Raw genomic sequence first — 18,744 nt, forward strand, 5'->3', positions numbered from 1 at the left:
CTCGATCTTCGGGAACGCAAGCGTCAATGAGTAGGTTTCACACTCCCCATTGTAAGCCTTGGTTAATCCGATTAACCAGCAAGTATTTACTTCCAACTATCTTGTAGTTGCACAATTGTGGCCTTAGCCCATCGGTCACAACACTGAAATGAGGTCGCAGGTGAAGCGGGGTCGAACGTGCGCGGGGACGGTCGTTTAGACCCAACGGGCCTTTCGCGCGGCTCGTCGGAACACTCGCAGCAATACCGTACCGGTCGCCACGATGAGAAGAGCGGTCGTGATGGCCCGGCCGATGTCCCATCCCAAGGACGTCGCCAGAGAGAACACGACGAGATTGCGCAGGTTGTCGCCCATTCCGGCGGCGGGGTCGTAGGCGAGCGCACCCGTGGTGACGGTGAACGGCCAGAACGACAGGTTGAGCAGTAGCCCGAAGACCAGGGAGGTGACCGCGGCGTAGACGGCGAGGAGGGCGATCTCTCCGATCCGTCCGCCGCGGGTTGTGGGCCCGGGTTGGCTGCTGTCGCGGCGTGCTCCGGGCAGTAGTCCGGCGCCGAGTCCGATGAAGGCGGCGGCGAACATTTGGTACGGCAGCCAGGGGCCGATTCCGCCGGTCAAAAACGCGGAGGTGAGTAGTCCGGTAGTGCCGAGGAGGAATCCGAAAGCGGGTCCGAAGACGCGTCCGGCCAGGATGATGAGGAAGAAGACCGTTTCCACTCCCCCGGCTCCGGCTCCGAACGGCCGGATGGCGGCGACGGCCGCCGAGAGGACTCCCAGCATGGCGATGGCGCGGGGGTCCAGTCCGCCGCTGGTGATTTGGGTGAGGGCGACGGCCAGCACGAACGGCAGCATGAGGGCGAATATCCAGGGTGCGGCGTTGTTTTCGGTGACCGATGAGCCGGGTTGGGCGAACAGTGGCCACGTGGTGGCGGCCAGTCCGAACACCGCCGCGAGCGCGAGTGTGAGGGCGGGGACGCGGCTGACGGTCGCGGCTGCGGGGGTGTGTTGTGATCGTAGGGCCGGGGTGTCACTCATCGAGTGTCGCCTTGACTTCGTCGACGGTCATCCAGCCGGGGAGGACTTTGGCGACTTGTGGGGCGAACATGGGTGAGGCCGAGATCATGTCGCGGGCTTCTCCGGTGGCGACGACCTCTCCGTCGGACAGGAGGACCACGTCGGTGGCGTATTCGGCGATGAATTCGACGTCGTGGCTGGCCAGCAGCACGGCTCCGCCCGCTGCGGTGTGTTCGTGGAGGAAGTCGGCGAGGATTTGTTTGGCGGGGTAGTCGAGTCCGCGGGTGGGTTCGTCGAGCAGAAGGAGGGGCGGGGCGGCAGTGAGGGTGACGGCGAGCGCGAGAGCGAGCTTTTGCCCTTCGGAGAGGTCGCGGGGGTTGGTGTGGTCGGGCGGGGTGTCGCCGCGCAGGACGGTGCGGAAGATTTTGGCGCAGCTGCCCTTGACCGCCTGGGTGTCATGGTCGGCGGATCGGCATTCGGCGGCGACGGTGTCGTGGTAGAGGAGGTCGGTAGGTTCGGAGGGGATGAGTCCGACGAGGTCACGGCGTTTGTTTGGTTTGAGTCGGGTGGGGTCGGTGCCGTTGATCGTGACGGTGCCGGCGGCGCGTTTGCGGGTTCCCTGTATCGCCCACAGTAGGCTGCTTTTGCCGGAGCCGTTGCGCCCGGTGAGGGCGATGCTTTGGCCGCGTTGCACGGTGAGGCCGACGTCGGTCACGGCCGGGAGCGTGCCGTAGGTGACGCTGAGGCGGTCGATGGAGGCCAGGACGGTTCCGTCGGGGGTGGTGGGTTCGTGCGGGAGGCGACCGGCGAGCGCTCGGGTGAGGGGACCGCTGAGGCGGCGGGTGTCGCGCACGGTCACGGGGACGGTGTCGTCGGGTTTGCGCAGGCCCGCTGTTTCGGCGAGTTTGACGACGGGTGGGGCGATGTCGGTGCCGGTGAGGGTGTCGGAGAGGCTTCCGGCTTGGATTCGTCCGTTGTGGAGGCGTAGCCCGGAGTCGGCGTATTGGATGACTCGTTCGAGGCGGTGTTCGGAGATGACGGTGGTGATGCCGAGGTCGTGGACGAGTCGGTGGAGGATGGACAGTACTTCGTCGGCTCCGGCGGGGTCGAGGGCGCTGGTGGGTTCGTCGAGGATGAGGACACTGGGTCCGGCGACGAGTGCCGCGCCGATGGCGACGCGTTGGCGCTGTCCGGCCGACAGGGTGGACAGTACGCGGCCGCGCAGCGGCGCTAGCCCGGTGAGGTCGATGATTTCGGTGAGGCGTTTACGGATGGCGTGGGCGGGAATGGCGAGCTGTTCGGCGGTGTAGACGAGTTCGTCGACGACGTCGTCGGTAACGAATCCGGCGAGCGGGTCTTGGTTGACGTAGCCGATGTGGTCGGCGGCCTGCGCGGGGGTGGTGTGGCGGACGTCGAGGCCTTTAACGGTGATCGAACCGGCGAGGGTGCCGCCGCTGAACTGGGGAACGAGGCCGTTCATGGTACGCAGCAATGTGGTCTTGCCTGATCCGGTGGCTCCGGTGAGTAGGCAGAATTCCCCTTCGGGGACGGTGAAGGTGGCGTGTTCGAATACGGGTTCGGTGCCGTATTGGAAGGTGACGTCTTGGTATTCGATCACGGTTGGCCCTTCACGGTCGCGTGCTTGGGGACGATGACGGCCGGCGCGATGGCCGACAGTACGCCGATGAACCCGAGAAGCGGCAAAGGTGGCGGTGTGAGTCCCGGGGTCGGCCACAATTGTGCGGGATCGACCGCGTTGTTGACCACTGCCAGGATGACCGTCACCGCGGCGATGCCGAGAATGAGACGGTCGCTCGTTTGGGGTTTGTCGTCGCGGTAGCGGGTGTGGCGCAGGCGGCGGGAGGCGTAGCGGAGGGCCGCGATGGCCCCGGCGAGCCCGAGTGCGAGGAACACCCACGTGATGGGGTTGTTGGTGGACGTCAGCAGCCCGTAGGTTCCAATCAGCAGTGCGACGAGGGCGACGAGGCTGAGGACGGCGACGCGGCGATGATTGGCGGCGTCGCTGGCCGTGGCGCGACCGTAGCCTCGGGACGCCATGGATGCGGCCAGCTGTAGCGACCGGTCGAGCGCGTCGGTCAGCACCGGGGTGAGGACGGTGCGCATGAAGGTGACCGGCCCGCGTTTGGAGTTGCCGCGTAGGGATTTGGCCCGCCGGATACGCGACACCGACGCGGCAAGCTGGGGTACGAGGGTAAGCCCGACGACGATCGCCAAAGCGATCTCGTACAGCGCGGTGGGCATGTTTTTCAGCAGGCGACGAGGGCTGGCGAGAGAGTTGGCCGCTCCCACACAGATCAACAGGGTCGCCAGGCGGAGTCCGTCATAGAAAGCGGCCAAGGCCCCCTCAGCCGTGATGGGGCCGCCAATGGAGAACCCGGTCGACCCCAGGCTCCACTCCGGCAGTTCGAACAAGACGGTCGTTCCACCGACACCGCCGAAGACGAGATAAAAAGTGAAACGGATGGCGATGACCGTCAATCCGATGTAGAGAAAAATTCGCCAGGTACCCGACCACGGTTCATTACCACGGCACGTCGTCACCACCAGCGCGGTCACGGCAATGATCAGCAGATTCAGCCAGGGATTGTGGTTCAGAGCGGCCACGGTCGCCAAACTGAGCGCCCAACCCCACCACGCCAACGGGTGCGCCGCGGCGGCAATCGAGCCGACCAACGCCTTACTCGTCGTCACGACGTTTCTTCACCGCCAAGGTGAGCAGAATCAACGCGATGACCAGCATTGGAGCAACCAACCACCAGTATTTCCCGTTCTCGTCCTCATCGTCGGCACCACTGTTCGACGCGGTATCGTCAGACGCCGATTCGTCCGCGCTCGCAGTGGACGGAGCATCGCTCGGCTCATCGCCCGCGCCAAAGGCCCACCCCTGTGCGCTACCCGCCTCGGGCTCCACGACCGTCGGTCCGGCGGGCGAATAATCCCAGGCCGAATCCCCGGGGTCGGCCGTCCAATACGACCAGTAATCTTCCGGAGGCGGTGCTTGCGAACACGACGTATCGGGTAGTGCATTAATGCGGCACACCATTCCCGGCTGACTCGACACCTCGGTAACGGTGAAACCGGCCTGACGCAACGCGTCGAGACCGTCGGAGGGATCGGCGGCGCAACCGCGCTCGCTGTCGCCGTCGGGAAATTCGACGACGACGGTGACGCCGTCGCAGGTTTCGTCTTCTTGAGCGACGGCAGGCTGTGCCGGGCTCGTCAATGCTGCCGTCGTGCCGATGAGCACCGGAACCACGAACACCGGACCGATGAGTGTGGCGAGTGCTTTCTTGAGCATTCTGTTCCCCTAACCTGTCGGTGACGTGTTTTGCGGTGCGGGTTCGGGCTCCACCGGGAGCCGGTGGCGGCGGTTGACCGGGACACCCGGGACGGATCGAGCGAGACGGATCGGTTCCGGGAAACGGCCGGAGCACATCGTGCCCCGGCCGTTTATATTGCATTCGTAGTGGTCAGCGACCTATTCGCTGCCTTTGGCACGCTTGGCACGGATGACCAAGAACGCGGCCATCGCGGCGATGACCACGGCCACGGCCACGATGATCCAGGGCAGCCAACCATTGTCGGAGTCGGACGAAGAGTCGGAGTCGCTGACGGCCTCTTCCGGCTCGCAGTCGATTCCTGGCACGTCAGACGCGGCGTCGGAGGCGTCCAACTCGGCCAAGTTCTGCCCGGCCAGCGGAACCAACGCCTGACCGGTCGCCATGATCCGAGCGTCTTCACCCCAGTCGGGGTCTTCCTCAGCTTGGAACTTAATAGCGCCCTGCGCGTCGTCTCCACAGGGGATCTGCAAGGTCAGCAGGTAAGAGACCGCTCGCTCGGCCTCTTCGGCATTGCCGGTCGCCAGCAGCGCCTGAGCGGCCATCGCGGTGGAGTTGGCGTTCGCGGTGGATCCGTCGGTGAACGCACCGTCTTCGTCTTGGTTGTCGAGCAGCCACTGCTCGGCGTCGGTCAAAGCGTTCTCGGCGTCGTCGCCTCCCAGTACCGACAGCGCCGACACCATCACGCCCGTGTAGTCGGCCGACGAGGCGCATTCCTCACCGGACTCCCAGCTGAATCCACCGTCGGGACATTGCAGATCGGCGATCGCCGCAGCGGTGGAATCGTCCAGCTCGGCACCGGCGCGATCCAAACCGAGCACCGCCCAGCCGGTGGCCAGCACATCTCCGCTTTCTCCGTACAGCCCGTCGTCGGTGAGGCTTTCTTCCAGTTCCTCGGTGAGGTCGCGTTCGGCGAACTGGGTGGCGTCGCCGCCCGAGGTCTCGATGACGTAGATGAGCTTACCGATCTGACCGGTCTTGAGTTCTTCGTCTTCGCCGGATTCGGCTCCGGTGTAGATGAAGCCGTCGAGAACGTCCGGATCGCTCAGCCAATTAAGGGTGTTTTCGGCCTGCTCAGCACCGACGTTCGCGGCCAGCAGGCCGATCACGCCATCCAGCGAAGCCGATTCCGAGGCTTGGCCGCCGTAATTCCAGTAGTCACCGTCGGACTGGTTTCCCAGCCAGGAAGCGGCCGCCTGGTCCGGATCGGCGAACACTTCGTCTTCCGCGACGGCCGCCGTGGTCGGCAGGAGCGCGGCGACGGGGGCAAGCATGGCCGCCACCGCAAGGGCACGTTTGCCGTTACGTCGGTTCTTTAGCATGATGTCGTAGGCACCTTTCTTTCCAGATCCATAATGAGCCTACCTGAGACCGCCTGCGAGGACGCACCATCAATCCGTTTCCTCCACCACGTACCAAGGCGCCCGCACCATCGCGATTCGACATGTTTCGGCAGTTCACGCGAGTGGTGAGCCGAGCTGTGCACAAGAAGACCACCGGCAGGGACGGTGACGACGGATCTCCGGTCGGTCACGTCAACGCACCTTGACCCCTAGTGCCGTCGGTCGATACCGTTCAAACATGAAGCACACAAACGTAATCAAACCGCGCAACCCTGACGAGTGGCGCATTTTGACCGCTGCGAGCAAGACGTTTTTGGAAAAGGGCTTCACCGCCACCACTATGACCGACCTGGTGGCCGCCACCGGGTTGAACCGCGCCACCCTCTATTCCGGCTACGGTTCCAAGCACCAGATCTACATCATGTCCATGGAGTTCCTGCGCACCGAAATGCGTTCCGAGTGGGAATCCGTGCTGACACTGGAGCCGAGCCCCACTCGGCGACTGTCCAGCATTCTGACCGCTCTCATCGACACCGCTCCGCACCTCACCGACGGCGACTTCTACACTCGCGCCGCGCTCGAATTGGGCGACGACCCCGCGACGGCGCAACGCATCATCGAGTTCTGGCAACAACTCCACACTGACGTCAGCGAACTGTGCAAACGCGCTCAGGTGAGTGGCCAGCTCGCCGAACACGCCGACCCCGACTCCATAGCGGCCATGGTCGTATCGCTCATCCAGGGCGTCTACGTCAACCGCAGCATTGACGCCGCCCAACAGCTCAACCTGGACAGCAAGCCCGGCAGTGCCTCCCGAGGCCTGGTCGAGCTGCTCGAATCCTGACCGGGCGGCTTCGTTTCGGTTTCCCCTAATTTCAAACGCAGCAAGGTCGTGGCGTCAGACTCCCCCACCGACGCGTTCAAATCGTATTCTCCAGCGGGCAAACGGCGTTGTTTGCCCTCACAATCCGCATCGCTGGCTCGGGCCGGAAAAGTGAACTGCACGGTCTCGCCGTCGCCCGGCTCCAATTCGACCCGGCCCTCATTCGGCTCGGAACAATGCGTCGAGGAGTACACCACGTCGTCGCCCTTCGACGCCCGCAATTCGATACGCCGCATTTCCAGCACGCACGCGACGTCTTCCTCATTGACCGCCAGGACACTGACCGGAACCTTGGTTCCCACGTACGCTTCGTCCAAAGCCGCGACGACCTGCATTCGCAGCCCGTCTTCGCTGCACTCGGCGGGTGGAGTGTCCGTCTCGGGCTCCGGTTCGGGCTCCTCCATCTCCACATCGGGCGAATCGGCCTTCTCCGGCGGGGTCGCGGGGCTATCGGAAGGAGTAGGACTTATCGGACGCTTGTGATCGGCGTTTTCCACAGCGGTGGGATCGTCGTCTCCAATCGATTTCACAGCCGCGGCCATGGAGGTGACCAACACGACTACTGCGGCCACAACCAATCCGCGCCGCACCCAGTACGTCCGCGCCGCCTCTCGCCCGGAGGGCCGTATCGCCTTCTGTACGGCTTCCCTCGCTGTATTCCACCAGTCCCGCATAGTGCGAGACGATATAACATTATGGCGCTGCGCGCAGGTATTTACCAGGGTTTCGGCGGCACACGTTGGGGTCCTGTCGAAAGATCCACCGGAGGAGCCACCGAATACGTGGCCGGTCTCCACCACCCGCCTCTCCCGAAGTGCATTGGCAATAGCTGCTGGTTTGCGCCGGTAAATCGTCCCGGAAGTCGGGACGTAGACGATATGACGCGCGAAAATCGGGCGATTCAAACGTCAACGTGAGGTCCTTGCGAGATAACGGGTTCCGCGGTTCACGACCGGCCTGCACACCGTCTTTAGCGGGACATCGTTCCTCTGATCCGGGATTGACCTGGGAATACTCTGCACCAAGCCGACTAAGGGTGCGTTGGTAAATTAGTGGTCCATGTGGGGTTGAGTGTGGTTGGTGGCGTTCATCGTGGGTAGATAGTGTAGTTCCAGTCTGGATGGAATTGGTGCCGTTCCATAGGGGTGTTTTCGAGGTCCTTGTCGCTGACTTTGATACCGGTCTGGTAATCAGTGTCATCGAGGTAGGACTCGACTTGGAGTCCTGTTTCGGTGGTGGTGCCGGCGATCAGGTCGAGGATGACTTGGTAGGAGGTCAATGGGCGGCCTCTGAACTGTCTACTAATGAAAGCAAATAGTCGATGTTCGATACGATTTCATTTGCTGGTGCCGGGTGGGTAGTGGCAGACGGTCACGGTGATATCAGTCTGTGCGGCGAAGGCGGCCAGTTCGGCTTTCCAGAGTCGACGGTTGTATCCGTTTGAGCCACCAGCATCGGCGGTGATCAGCAGCCGGTCGACGGGTCCATATCGATCTCGTCCATGGTGGAGCCACCAGTGGCGCAGTGCGTTGACGGCGAATTGGGACGTCTCTGCAGTCATCCCGACCGTCACCCATCCTTCGTTGTCACCAACGTCGTAGACCCCGTAGGGGATGGCTTTGTCTACCCCTGCAGGGAAATCGTGGACATTAACATCGACCGGGTGGCCCTGTCGTTGCCATTCGACGCCTTTCTGAGCGTAGTTGCCGACCAGTTCCTTCTTTTTCGCATCGACGCTCACGACCGGATCGTCGTCACTCAAGTACTGACGGGCTAGATGGTTGATATAGCGAAATTGAGCGTCACGGTCGGGGTGTTGATCACCTTCTCTCGTTTTGACCACTCGTTGTAGGCGGAATCCGCACTCGGCCAGCAACTTACGAACGGTCGTCTTGCTGGAACGAAACCCTTTCTGCCGCAGTGCGGTGACCAGACCAGCGAGGCTCTTTGTCGTCCAGCGCAGTGGGTTGACCGGATCCCCACGCGATTGCTCATCAGCCAACTGTTCCAACGCGGATGTGATTCCCGGTTGCTCATCTTCAATCGAGGGGCGTCCCGCACCGGGAGCACGGATACGGTCCCCACGGTCACACTCGACATTGAGATCGGCGATCCCGTGACGAACCGTGCGACGATGCGCACCAACCGCCCGAGCGACCACTGAAATACCTCCGCGCCCCAACGACTGGGCCAGCGAACCCAACGTCATTCGCCACTGTTTCTCGTTCAAATGCGGTTTAAGCGGCTCCAACATGACCGAGATAGCGTCTTCATCCATACCTTACTAACGACCATCACAACCACCCAGAAACGAACCACTAATTCACCAACAAACCCTAAGGCTAAGACGTAGTCAACGAAGGGTCCTTCGTTGATTCATGCCCCGGATCAGGCGAATCATGGTGGACCCAAAAAGCCGGCGGAAAAGCCGTGCTCTCTGGTCGGTTCGAACCCATTCATACTAGGTTCATGGAGAAGTTCACGCTACCGGCCGTCAACCCTCGAGATACAGATTCCATACACCGCTACCGGCAATGGCAGATTGAGATGTCGCAGCAGGTAGTCATCGCCGACGTCGCCGATCACGTCGAGACCGTCCTCGGGCTCGACGTTCAGTACGAAGGACAAGACAGGCCTGCCGTGGCAGCGGCAGTCGTTCTTTCCTACCCCTCATTGAACGTTATTGAGAAGCGGACCATTACCTCCGTGCCTCAGTTCCCGTATGTTCCCGGTCTTCTGGCGTTGCGCGAGCTTCCACTGTTGCTCGAACTATTCGATTCACTCGAGTCCAAGCCGGACGTCGTGTTCTGCGACGGGTTCGGACGCGCGCATCCCCGCGGATTCGGTTTGGCAAGCCACCTTGGCCTGGCGAAGACGGTACCCGTCATCGGAGTGGCGAAAAATCCGCCGTACCGAGGCCGAATTCCCGACCCCGGTCCTCAACGAGGTGACACCGTCGATCTCGAACCTTCGCCGGACTGGGACGAGTACAATGCCGAACCGGTCATCGGACGTTCCGTCAGAACGAGGGACGAGGTCAAGCCGATTTACGTGTCGGTCGGACACAGAATCACCCTCGACTCGGCCGTCGACCTTGTTCTCGGATGCACCCGAGGTTTTCGCCAGCCGGATCCAATTCGATTCGCGGATCAATTGGCCAGGGCAGAATCAAAAAAGCTGAGGGAATAGTGGCGTATTTTGAAGCGGACGATCGTCGTGGAGACCTCTTCGCGGGCGTCCGCTCTTCGCATTATTCGATTGGAGTTCCAATCGCGGGTGCCGAAGGTATAGGCGGCAAAGGAGTTCCCTTACGGGCCCATCCGAGATCCTCCCTTTGGAAATCGGTGAGCGAAGACTGGTGAACGTTGGCGACGAGGCCGTTGGCGTCGATATCGGCGGTCCATAGAATGTAGCCATGGTCCTGTGCCTTCACCAGGGTTAGCCGACCCTCGGTATCGAAGTCGCGCTGAAGTCCGTGTTTGGCACCCATTTCGTAAGTGACCTCCTGGATAAGGCGGCCTTCGGAATCGTATTCCTTCCAGATACCGTTCGGAACGCCGCGTAGGTAGAGGGCATCCAAGCGATTGTCTTCGGGGACATCGGGGTCGATGTCAATAGCCAGGCCGGTGAACAACTCACCCCGGTAGAGTAGGCGCTGTTCGCCATCGTATTCGGCTTCGTTTCTATCAATTGTCTGCACTGAATTCACCGATCATTCTTTATCGGCGTCAATGACGCCGTCCAGCAGGTAGCTGCAATTGGCGCAGCAGCGAGCAAACGTGTCCCTCTTGGACCCGTCATTCCAAACATTGTATACGAGGAAATCGTTCGCGTTAGGGTCCGAATCTGCTCCTCGCTGATTGAGCAAGTCGCTATAGGCCCATACTTCTGCATGGGACCCGGGCCGGCTCTTCTGGTCAGGAGCGTACCCCTGCCCGTTGGTATCCTGCATCATCTGGTCATAACGCTCCTTGACCTTGGGGTGCATGTCCGGAGGCGGAGTGTCCTGGTTGACATAAACGCGAGACTCTCCACTGGTGCGGTCTATGACGCCCCCGGTTACAGGACCCCGTTCGTTCTTGGTCAGTACGAACGGTTTCTCTTCACGGGTGGCCCTGGCTGACTCTTCCACCTGGTTCTTCAATTGATCCCGGGCCTCTTCGGGAGACTGCGGACAATTGTTCGGTGGGAGGTCGGTCGGCTGCTGAGTATGGTTCCGCTGCCCTTCCGGAGTCTCCACTTTCTTCGGATGTCCTTTAAGCTGGAGATCATGCCCTGAAGTGACAAGCTCTGAATAACTCGAGGCCTTTTGGATGTTGTTGCGCTTGTTCAGGCGGGTCGTATTGTCGTCGCCCCTATTAGAAGGGCCGTTCCCACCGTCTCCGCCGCCTCCTGAACGCCTAACGGCGAGGATTCCTACGGAGAGAACAAGACAGAGCGTTTTCCAAAGTTTCAATGTCTCATCCCATGATCTTACTCAGGGCCTGGATCGACGAGATCAAAGCCGAAACGAATCCGAAGGCCGTGCCGACCCACTTCACAACAAGAGCGACTACTTTTCCGATCACCCACCCAGTCCCGACGCCCACCGTGACGGAGATCTCGAGCAGCCATTCTGGAACACGGATCATGAGTGTGGCGACGGCATCCGCAATCAGGTCTCGGACCAGCTCTCTGGTAATTTGGACAAGAGTTCCCGCACCTTCAGTGGCTTCCTTCAAAGTCTCCGCCATTGCCCCGAGAAGTCCCGCATATTCGACGTTGAAGGACTGCATTTCCTTATAGCCGTCAGAACCCTCACCATTCCAGGCCGAGGCTCCGGAGTCGACTGAAGTCTGCAATGACTCTCCGATGAGATAAAGCTCGTTGGCAACGTTGGACCAGGTCTGCGCATGCGAACCGACTAGATCGGGATCTCCGGTCAGCCAGTCGAGAATCTCGCTCAACGGCTCAACCTGTTCCATAAGCCACGAGATGCCCATCGAGGCGAGCGTTCCTATGGGATCTATGGCCAATGAACCAGCGTCCAAGGCCGCCCCGACACCGGCTAGCGTTACATCAATCCATGTGCCATCGGAGATCGCATCTCTTACTCCCGTGTAGTCCTCCCAGAGACCGAAGCCGGTGCCGTCGATGCCGTCCTTTTCATCGGCGGAGGCAACCAATGGGTTCTCGCTCATGTCATCCCTCCAACTCAGACATGATCTTCTGCAGGCTCTCGCTCACGATTTGGTCGGTCTCTCGATAACCTGCAGCCACATCACCCAGATTTCGGGAATGCGCCTCCAGATTCTCCTTGAATCCGGAAACCAGATCTTTGAACTGCTCTTGCTTCGATTCGAGAAGCGATGGAAGCCACTCGCAAAACAGGCCGTAAGCCTCATCATCCTGAACTACAGTGTCTGCGGCGCTGAGAACAGGGGCCACTTCTTCTGCCAGGCCCTTGATTTTAGAACTGTGATCATCCAGTTCGTCCGGGTCGACGTTGAATCCATCCGTCATAATCATCTCTTTTCACGAGTTACGAAGAAACGCCTGAGCGGTTTCAGAGTCAGCGCCAAGGGTTTCCTGCACTTGCTCACGCACTTGCTCTGCAAGTCGAGTGCGGGCCGCCTCGTAAGCATCTTTTACCTGACGTGCCGTATGCTCAGCAGACTGTCGCTGGACAGCCGACCCCATGGAAACGTCGAGGAGCTCTCCGGAAGAGTTCACCTTGACGGTCACGTTGCCGTTCAAATCACTGCCCTCTCCCGTTAGCTGCTGCAATGACTCCGCCACCTCTTGGGTCTGATGTAGCCGCGCTAGAGACCGGTCGCGCCATTCTTCAAGGCGACGCCTTGCCGATTCACCGTTGTCAATCACGAGATTCTCCTTCGAGTGGGTGGGTGTGTGGTCGGGAATTTTCAGCTTGTGAGTTTCACTCATTATCATGATGCGGCGCTGCTGCAACGAAATTTCCTTCAATATTATTGTCTTAGGAAGCACGCCAACAGGTTTCCGTCTATCGATCGCGAAACAGACCACAGTGGCGAGGTCGTTGTGCCCGGTTGAGAGCGCTGCACAGGGCAGGATGACGACTGTCAGCAGAAGATGCCGCCGTACACACACCACGCGGACCGTCCCGGCGCGCAACCGGACCGAGAAGCCCCGCCCATCCAAACTCCAGAGCGAGGCCCTTGCAGTACAACGGCTTCCTCGTTTAAGACCGGCCTATGCACAGTCGTAAACGAGGACGTCATTCCGGCGCTCCGGGATCTGCCGGGGAAGCCTCAATCCAAGCGGACTTTGGGTAGGCCGTGTTTCTGGAGGTGCACAATAGGAGCCATGTCGAAAAATCCACCGGAGGAGTCACCGGGCACGTGGCCGGCCAATGCTCTACTACCTTGGTTCGATCGCCATCAACGAGCCGACCTGCCCTGGCGTCATCCGGGAACCGGGGCCTGGGGAGTTCTGGTGTCGGAGGTGATGAGCCAGCAGACCCCGGTGCGTCGTGTCGTACCAAGTTGGGAAGCCTGGATGGAGCGCTGGCCCGAACCCGCCGACCTGGCCGAGGCGTCGGGCCCGGACATTCTCACCATGTGGGGGCGGCTGGGCTATCCACGTCGCGCGCTACGCTTGCGCGACTGTGCCGCCGCGATCGTGGAGCACCACGGCGGGGTGGTGCCGAAGGACCCCGAACAACTACGCAAGCTTCCAGGTATCGGCACCTACACGGCGGCGGCCGTGGCCGTCTTCGCCTACGGGCAGCGCTACCCAGTGGTGGACACGAACGTAAGGCGGGTGGTCGCTCGACTCAAAGGCAAGCCCGACTCCGGCAAGGCCACCTCGCAGGCCGACTTGGACGCCACGGAAGAACTGCTTCCCGAGGACCAGGCGACCGCCGCGAAGCTGTCCATCGCCCTGATGGAACTGGGTGCGCTGGTCTGTCGCGCCAAAGAGGCCGACTGCGCGGCCTGTCCCCTAGTGGATGACTGTGGATTCGCCTTCCAGGAGATTCCAGCCGGACCGAGCCGGAAACGCCAGAAATACGTCGGCACGAATCGGCACGTGCGCGGTAACCTCATTGAACTGCTGCGCCAGCAGGCTCCACGGCAGCGCCAGGAATTGGACATGGCATGGAACAACGAGGTCATGGTGTCGGAAGCTCTGGCCCAATTGATCGACGACGGCTTGGTGGAAACCGATACCGAAGGACTTTTTCACCTCGGATCATGATTGCCCGAAATCTCCCCTGATGCGTTACGAAACAATTTCAAATAGTAATGACACCAGGCCAGAGTAGTGATAATCTCTCTTAATAGATACAACTTCATTGTGTTTGGTTGGGGTTGCCCATATGGGGTAACCGCTTCGGTCCTTACCGGGCGGGCTGTGTCTGGGGCCCGTTCTCATACCGGCGCTGAAGCGAAAAACCAGTCGTCACGGCCAAGCCGGTCTGGCGAGACACGACAACGCGGCTCGCGCCACCACCGCCGCGTTGACCGTGGTGACCGGCCCAACCTGACGATTGCGACCCGGCTTGAACACGGGGGAACACCGGGAAGCAGCCAAACAGAAAGAAGCCGTTGGAACCGAGCGCGATTCCAACGGCTTCGTTTTGGGTGACCGCTGGGGTTAGTTGAGGCACTACACCTTCGCGCTGCGGGGGATTCTCACGACCTTTGGTGGGTGACCGCTCAGCTTGCCCCAGGCACCCCATATTTTCGCTGCGGAGGCTTCTCACGACCTTCAGGTCGTGAGAAGCCTCCTCGCGCAAATCTGAAGCACCTGGAACAACCTGATCTCCTTTCCCGGTCTACCGCCGCTGCACACGCGCTGCGCGCGTTGTTAGCGGCTCGCCAGTTGCGTTAGGACTGATGTGGTGGGTCAGGATATCGGAATCACTAGCCAAACAGGGGGTTTCTGAGGTTTGGAAACTGCCTAATACGTATTCCGCACCTCAGAAGGTCGTTCAGATGGCCCTATCGGAGTTGCCCACCTTCCAGAGCTCCGACAAGGCCTGGGTCCTCTTTCCCGCAGCGCCGGTTGTTAGGAGAGAGAACCCGGAATAAAGACACTGCACGCCTCACGGCTCGTTCGATTTGTGGTGCCGTGTGACGTGAACCGGCGTGATCACCTGGGCCGCAACATCCGACACGGTCGAGGTTGGCTGCCCGTGCGGGGTACCCGCGCTCGTTGGGGATCAAGATGCGGCCCAACCGTCTGCTGGAGCGTGGCGGCTAGCCGGTGTAGCCAGTTCGAGTCGGTGACGGTCCGATGGAACAGCTCATCGTCATAGAGCACGATGGTGGGCTTGATCAGATCAGTGCAATTGGCCAACACATCCGGCGGCAGTTGTTCAAACGAAATCTGGAAGAAGCACGCATTCGGAATGTGCTGGAAGTGAAGACCAATCACATGATCTCGGACGCCGGCGGACGAAAGAGAGAAATCCGAAGTCTGTTCGCCGAGGCGCCTGGTCGGGCGTGGACTCGTCTCCCCCAGGGCGAGGGAGAACGTGGTCCCCGTGAATACGATTGGGCTTGGGGTTTGCTTCCCGGTCAGAGCGACGTCCATGACGGCTATGAGCGCTCCGTCCTCGCCCGCCGGTCACCGAACGATCCTGACGACATCGCCTACTACTTGTGCTTCGCCCCGATCGGGACGACCAAATCCAAATTGATGAGCATTGCCGTGGCACGCTGGGGCATCGAATCGTGCTTTGAAGAGGCCAAAGGCCAATGTGGGCTGGACGACTACCAAGTCCGACAATGGAATTCCTGATACCGGCACGTCACGATGGCCATATACGCATATGCATTCCTTGCCATCACCGCAGGCGGCAACCCTAAGGCACAGGCGGTCGGGGTAGGCTCACAACGCCGATCGTTCGGCGTTTGCTGGGCCTGATCCTCCTCACAGCCCGCTCGCTAGAGGAAGTTCTCGCGCCTGTCAACTGGCGACGACGCTGCCGCGAAAAGATCCGACAAGGCCGCTACCAGCGTAAGATACGTTCCACCCTTAAAATTTACGATAGTCGTGCTAGCAGCAGTGACAACTCCATCGTCGCCCCGAGAGTTCCATGTACCCCAACAAGGTCGGATCACGTTGAGTACCTATCACATTGTCCAGAGTCACTCGCCACGTAGCCAACTATTGCTAGAACTGCTCGAGACTGGACTCCAAGGCGCGTTCTGATATCACGATTGTAATTCTGAACCGTATTCAAAGTAAGTCCAAGCCTGTGTGCAATCTGACGGTCAGAAAGACCTTGTGAAACCAAGAGTAGCACCTGTTTCTGTCTACTAGTCAGATCGAGTGCAGAATTGCGAATCTCATGAATCTTACTAAGAAACTCTTGAGGCAATCGGTTATCGGATTCGGGGGGGTACAATCTATATCCTGTACACTAACATGTCTTGGTGATCGGACGCGATGCTTCACTGGCTACTCTACATCGTTCCAGTAGCTACTGTCTTCGATACTTTCAAGTTTGTCCCGCAATTCCATTGCTTGTTGTTGTGCACCATAAAGTTCAGATTCCATCTCCACCACAGCTTCACGAATTGCACTGTCCAATGCATCTTCTCTTTTTTCGTTGGTCTGGAGCTTCTCAGCACATTCTGAATCTGCTTTTGCCATATCAAGTTCATCTGGCTTCGTCAACGCCGGTCGACCGTCGGAATACATATTCCGAACCTCATAGATCGTGTCTTTGGGGTGTTGAATGGACTTGAATCCTCTATCATCCATACATGATGCCCATTCCTCAATTGCAAGCTGGTTGTCCTCATTTTCAATGAAAGAATCCTCAACAGCTTCCCCGAATATTCGGAATACCCGCTCAACTTCTTTATTTTCGCCATCTTCTCCAAAAAGGTAATTTGACACGAGCCGCTCGCATCCTCCTGTCGAATCACCTTCCTCTATCTGTTCATCGGAGTAAAGACCTCCAGAGGACGTGGAACCTTCCAGATACCGCTCACCCGCGCCTTCGCCCCACCAAGCATCATAATAAGCAATCTGATCGGTCATTGGTAGCTCGTCAAATTTACCCTGCTGTTCCTGAGCGCGCGGAGGCAACGACTCGGACTCTACTTCAGATTCTGGATCAACCGGATGATCCTTTTCATATTGTTGAATCGCTTCTTCCGAGAAGACATAGCCGTATTTCCCAGCATCTTCAACAGAGGGCGACCGGTGCATCTGGAACGGGACCAGGTTTTCAAGCTGGAATTCTACTTCAACCTGTCGGTCTGAATATGGGTGAACAGCAAATCCAGCAGCTTCAAGGCAATCACGTTCCGCAGATAGAATCATAGAATGCAATTCATTGGTTGCCTCGTAGGTTGATTTAAGCTGAGCTAGCGCACTCTCAACAGTAGGTGTGTCGGAATCTCCCCCTCCCATCGAACAACCTGACAACACAAACACCGTGGTAGCTACTACAGAAAGTCTCATTCTATATCCAGTCATGCATCCTCCGAATCTCTCCAGACAATTGATGAAAATGCAGCCTGTAGGTTGTAAGGGAGCATCGGGCTACTCCCTTACAACCAGTTACGCTAGTTGGCGCCGTCCCAACCGTCCAGGCTTTCACAACGGGTCTCTGTCACCCAATAGTGACGAGAGGCTCTGTTGTCGAACTCCGTACTGGCATTCTCGTAGTCGCCGCGCACGGCACAGACGTGCATACCGCCGCTATTGTAGGTAACGAACTGCTGCATGACAACCCCGTCATAGGTAGCAGAGTACCCATTGTTGTACCAGCTACTAACCGAATTATCGAGCCACGACACCGCATCCGCATAAGCGTATACGTCACCTTCGTAGCTAGCTTTGTAGCCTTCATGATCGGCATACCGGTGTAGACAAATGTAGCCGCTCGAACAGGCGTCGGGGTAGGCGGCTTCCGCCATCGTAGGCGGAAGCACAGCCACGCCAGCAGCTCCAAGAGCCACAGCGATAGAACCCTTAATCTTTTGCTTCACGTTCATCCGTGGTACCTTTCTTCTAGGGATAACATCAGGTGGAGCTAGGAGCGCATTCCCAGCTCCACTTCATCGCGTAAGCGACGAAGACTAGTATTAAAAGGAAACTGCTATGTGGTACGCAACTTAGGTACCCCTACCTGCAATGGAAATTGCTACGTGGTGCCACTTGTGCGTTTCCCCTTAATAATATGAACTTTCGAGTCTCGACAGAATTTGAGAACCCTAATTTGACTTGTTGTATCGTTCAAGCACTTTCTGAGCCTGCCCATTCCCCTTTTCCTTAAGCTCATTCAAGAGGTCATACAGATTCTCGTTTTCTTGACGAAAACGATCCAACTCAGTACTGTGAAGGTCCACAATCTTCGATTCAAAGCTGGTTACGGAATTGCACTCAGCGTGGGAAATCGCCATCGCACGGGATTCGTTATCAGACATATCTTCTGACTTAGAGTAGGCACCCTGAGGCGTTGCTACTTGCGGATAACCGCGTTGCTCCATGCAGACCGACCATTCCTCCAGCAAATCATGGTATTCCGAGCGTTCCCCTACTCTCATATGCATGGCGTTATTTACATCTATGGACCGGAGAGAACCTTCTGCCATCAACCATTTCTCAGGATCCCCATAAAGTTTCTCCATAGCTTTAACTTCACAGCCACCTGTCCTATGGCCACCCGTCGATCCATCCGGATTCACGATTTCTACATCAAGCTCTCCATTGCCCGAAATCACGGATTGCCGGTCTCTCTTTTGACTGCCGGAAAGCTCCTCCATATAGTCATCGATCTTAGATTGGGGCCGTTCAGCAGGCCCACCCTGATTTGCGGTCACATTATCATATCCAACGGATTCGACAGTCTCTTGGTTCGGAATCAGATAAAGCGACCTAAGGTAGGAGCGGCTACCGTACGAAAATTCGGACTGGTCTTCCCATAGAACCTCGTAGCTATAGCCACCATCGACCACACATTCCCCTGTAAGGATATCCTCGGCCCAACTACGAAGCCGATCTTCATCGGGGTCAGTAGGCGGAAATCCCGTAAGAATGAGTTCCGGGTCGGGAAGCTCCTCTTTGCCTTCCGCACATCCTGACAAGGCCACAATAGAAAGAACCACGGTTAGCGTTGACAATGTAGATACAAAGTAAGCTCTAACCTTGGGGTGACGGGCTTTTA

At 58.9% G+C, this 18,744-nt stretch carries 19 protein-coding genes and 1 pseudogene; 4 read left to right on the forward strand and 16 right to left on the reverse strand.

What is annotated here, in order from left to right:
- Nucleotides 1-195: 195 nt before the first annotated feature.
- From HALAL_RS0105060 to HALAL_RS0105080, 5 genes are all read right to left on the reverse strand, one after another.
- Nucleotides 196-1,032, reverse strand: a complete 837-nt coding sequence (locus tag HALAL_RS0105060; protein ID WP_025272961.1) for an ECF transporter S component — start codon at nucleotides 1,030-1,032, stop codon at nucleotides 196-198.
- Nucleotides 1,025-2,629, reverse strand: a complete 1,605-nt coding sequence (locus HALAL_RS0105065) for an ABC transporter ATP-binding protein (RefSeq protein WP_025272962.1) — start codon at nucleotides 2,627-2,629, stop codon at nucleotides 1,025-1,027. Before HALAL_RS0105065 ends, HALAL_RS0105060 begins: the two co-directional genes overlap by 8 nt.
- Complete coding sequence (locus tag HALAL_RS16555) at nucleotides 2,626-3,723, reverse strand: energy-coupling factor transporter transmembrane component T (protein WP_084471862.1); 1,098 nt, start codon at nucleotides 3,721-3,723, stop codon at nucleotides 2,626-2,628. Before HALAL_RS16555 ends, HALAL_RS0105065 begins: the two co-directional genes overlap by 4 nt.
- Entirely contained in the window at nucleotides 3,710-4,330 is a 621-nt protein-coding gene (locus HALAL_RS17380) for a hypothetical protein (protein ID WP_025272963.1), read from the reverse strand. The genes HALAL_RS16555 and HALAL_RS17380 overlap by 14 nt, the downstream gene beginning before the upstream one ends.
- A gap of 180 nt (nucleotides 4,331-4,510) precedes the next feature.
- Complete coding sequence (locus HALAL_RS0105080; RefSeq protein ID WP_025272964.1) at nucleotides 4,511-5,692, reverse strand: prenyltransferase/squalene oxidase repeat-containing protein; 1,182 nt, start codon at nucleotides 5,690-5,692, stop codon at nucleotides 4,511-4,513.
- A gap of 259 nt (nucleotides 5,693-5,951) precedes the next feature.
- Between HALAL_RS0105080 and HALAL_RS0105085 the strand changes: the two genes are divergently transcribed.
- Nucleotides 5,952-6,557: a TetR/AcrR family transcriptional regulator gene (locus HALAL_RS0105085; RefSeq protein WP_025272965.1), complete on the forward strand. Its 606-nt coding sequence runs from the start codon at nucleotides 5,952-5,954 to the stop codon at nucleotides 6,555-6,557.
- Here the strand turns inward: HALAL_RS0105085 and HALAL_RS18455 are convergent.
- Nucleotides 6,461-7,270, reverse strand: a complete 810-nt coding sequence (locus HALAL_RS18455; RefSeq protein WP_156937608.1) for a hypothetical protein — start codon at nucleotides 7,268-7,270, stop codon at nucleotides 6,461-6,463. The genes HALAL_RS0105085 and HALAL_RS18455 overlap by 97 nt on opposite strands.
- A gap of 413 nt (nucleotides 7,271-7,683) precedes the next feature.
- Nucleotides 7,684-8,874: pseudogene (locus HALAL_RS16565) on the reverse strand (ISAzo13 family transposase).
- A 191-nt stretch (nucleotides 8,875-9,065) separates the two neighbouring features.
- Between HALAL_RS16565 and HALAL_RS0105100 the strand changes: the two are divergent.
- The gene (locus tag HALAL_RS0105100) at nucleotides 9,066-9,785 is read left to right on the forward strand and encodes an endonuclease V (RefSeq protein ID WP_025272967.1); all 720 of its coding nucleotides are present in this window, start codon (nucleotides 9,066-9,068) and stop codon (nucleotides 9,783-9,785) included.
- Between the two features lie 61 nt (nucleotides 9,786-9,846).
- Here the strand turns inward: HALAL_RS0105100 and HALAL_RS0105105 are convergent, their stop codons facing one another.
- The 5 genes from HALAL_RS0105105 to HALAL_RS0105125 all read right to left on the reverse strand — a co-directional run bounded on the left by HALAL_RS0105105 (nucleotide 9,847) and on the right by HALAL_RS0105125 (nucleotide 12,545).
- Nucleotides 9,847-10,296, reverse strand: coding sequence for a toxin-antitoxin system YwqK family antitoxin (locus HALAL_RS0105105; RefSeq protein ID WP_025272968.1), 450 nt, complete (start codon nucleotides 10,294-10,296; stop codon nucleotides 9,847-9,849).
- 12 nt (nucleotides 10,297-10,308) lie between these two features.
- Nucleotides 10,309-10,836, reverse strand: coding sequence for a YwqJ-related putative deaminase (locus HALAL_RS0105110; RefSeq protein WP_025272969.1), 528 nt, complete (start codon nucleotides 10,834-10,836; stop codon nucleotides 10,309-10,311).
- A gap of 220 nt (nucleotides 10,837-11,056) precedes the next feature.
- Nucleotides 11,057-11,776 (reverse strand): WXG100 family type VII secretion target, encoded by a 720-nt coding sequence (locus tag HALAL_RS0105115; RefSeq protein ID WP_025272970.1) that lies wholly within the window; start codon nucleotides 11,774-11,776, stop codon nucleotides 11,057-11,059.
- Nucleotide 11,777: 1 nt separating this feature from the next.
- A complete protein-coding gene (locus HALAL_RS16570) occupies nucleotides 11,778-12,098 on the reverse strand; it encodes a WXG100 family type VII secretion target (RefSeq protein ID WP_169732406.1) in 321 nt (106 codons plus the stop codon).
- Nucleotides 12,099-12,110: 12 nt separating this feature from the next.
- Entirely contained in the window at nucleotides 12,111-12,545 is a 435-nt protein-coding gene (locus tag HALAL_RS0105125; RefSeq protein ID WP_156937609.1) for a YbaB/EbfC family nucleoid-associated protein, read from the reverse strand.
- A 375-nt stretch (nucleotides 12,546-12,920) separates the two neighbouring features.
- Here HALAL_RS0105125 and HALAL_RS0105130 point away from each other — a divergent pair, with 375 nt between their 5' ends.
- Nucleotides 12,921-13,811, forward strand: coding sequence for an HhH-GPD family protein (locus HALAL_RS0105130; protein ID WP_025272973.1), 891 nt, complete (start codon nucleotides 12,921-12,923; stop codon nucleotides 13,809-13,811).
- A 1,041-nt stretch (nucleotides 13,812-14,852) separates the two neighbouring features.
- Nucleotides 14,853-15,359, forward strand: coding sequence for a hypothetical protein (locus HALAL_RS16575; protein ID WP_051462761.1), 507 nt, complete (start codon nucleotides 14,853-14,855; stop codon nucleotides 15,357-15,359).
- 319 nt (nucleotides 15,360-15,678) lie between these two features.
- On the opposite strand, the gene HALAL_RS19445 is transcribed toward HALAL_RS16575, so the two are convergent.
- The 4 genes from HALAL_RS19445 to HALAL_RS0105160 form a co-directional block, all read right to left on the reverse strand.
- Nucleotides 15,679-15,969, reverse strand: coding sequence for a helix-turn-helix domain-containing protein (locus HALAL_RS19445; RefSeq protein ID WP_084471866.1), 291 nt, complete (start codon nucleotides 15,967-15,969; stop codon nucleotides 15,679-15,681).
- 53 nt (nucleotides 15,970-16,022) lie between these two features.
- Nucleotides 16,023-17,036 (reverse strand): hypothetical protein, encoded by a 1,014-nt coding sequence (locus tag HALAL_RS18460; RefSeq protein WP_156937610.1) that lies wholly within the window; start codon nucleotides 17,034-17,036, stop codon nucleotides 16,023-16,025.
- A gap of 104 nt (nucleotides 17,037-17,140) precedes the next feature.
- The gene (locus tag HALAL_RS0105155) at nucleotides 17,141-17,572 is read right to left on the reverse strand and encodes a hypothetical protein (protein WP_025272976.1); all 432 of its coding nucleotides are present in this window, start codon (nucleotides 17,570-17,572) and stop codon (nucleotides 17,141-17,143) included.
- A 219-nt stretch (nucleotides 17,573-17,791) separates the two neighbouring features.
- The gene (locus tag HALAL_RS0105160) at nucleotides 17,792-18,685 is read right to left on the reverse strand and encodes a hypothetical protein (protein ID WP_156937611.1); all 894 of its coding nucleotides are present in this window, start codon (nucleotides 18,683-18,685) and stop codon (nucleotides 17,792-17,794) included.
- Between the last annotated feature and the right edge of the window lie 59 nt (nucleotides 18,686-18,744).

It is taken from the genome of Haloglycomyces albus DSM 45210 (assembly GCF_000527155.1).
GTDB lineage: Bacteria > Actinomycetota > Actinomycetes > Mycobacteriales > Micromonosporaceae > Haloglycomyces > Haloglycomyces albus.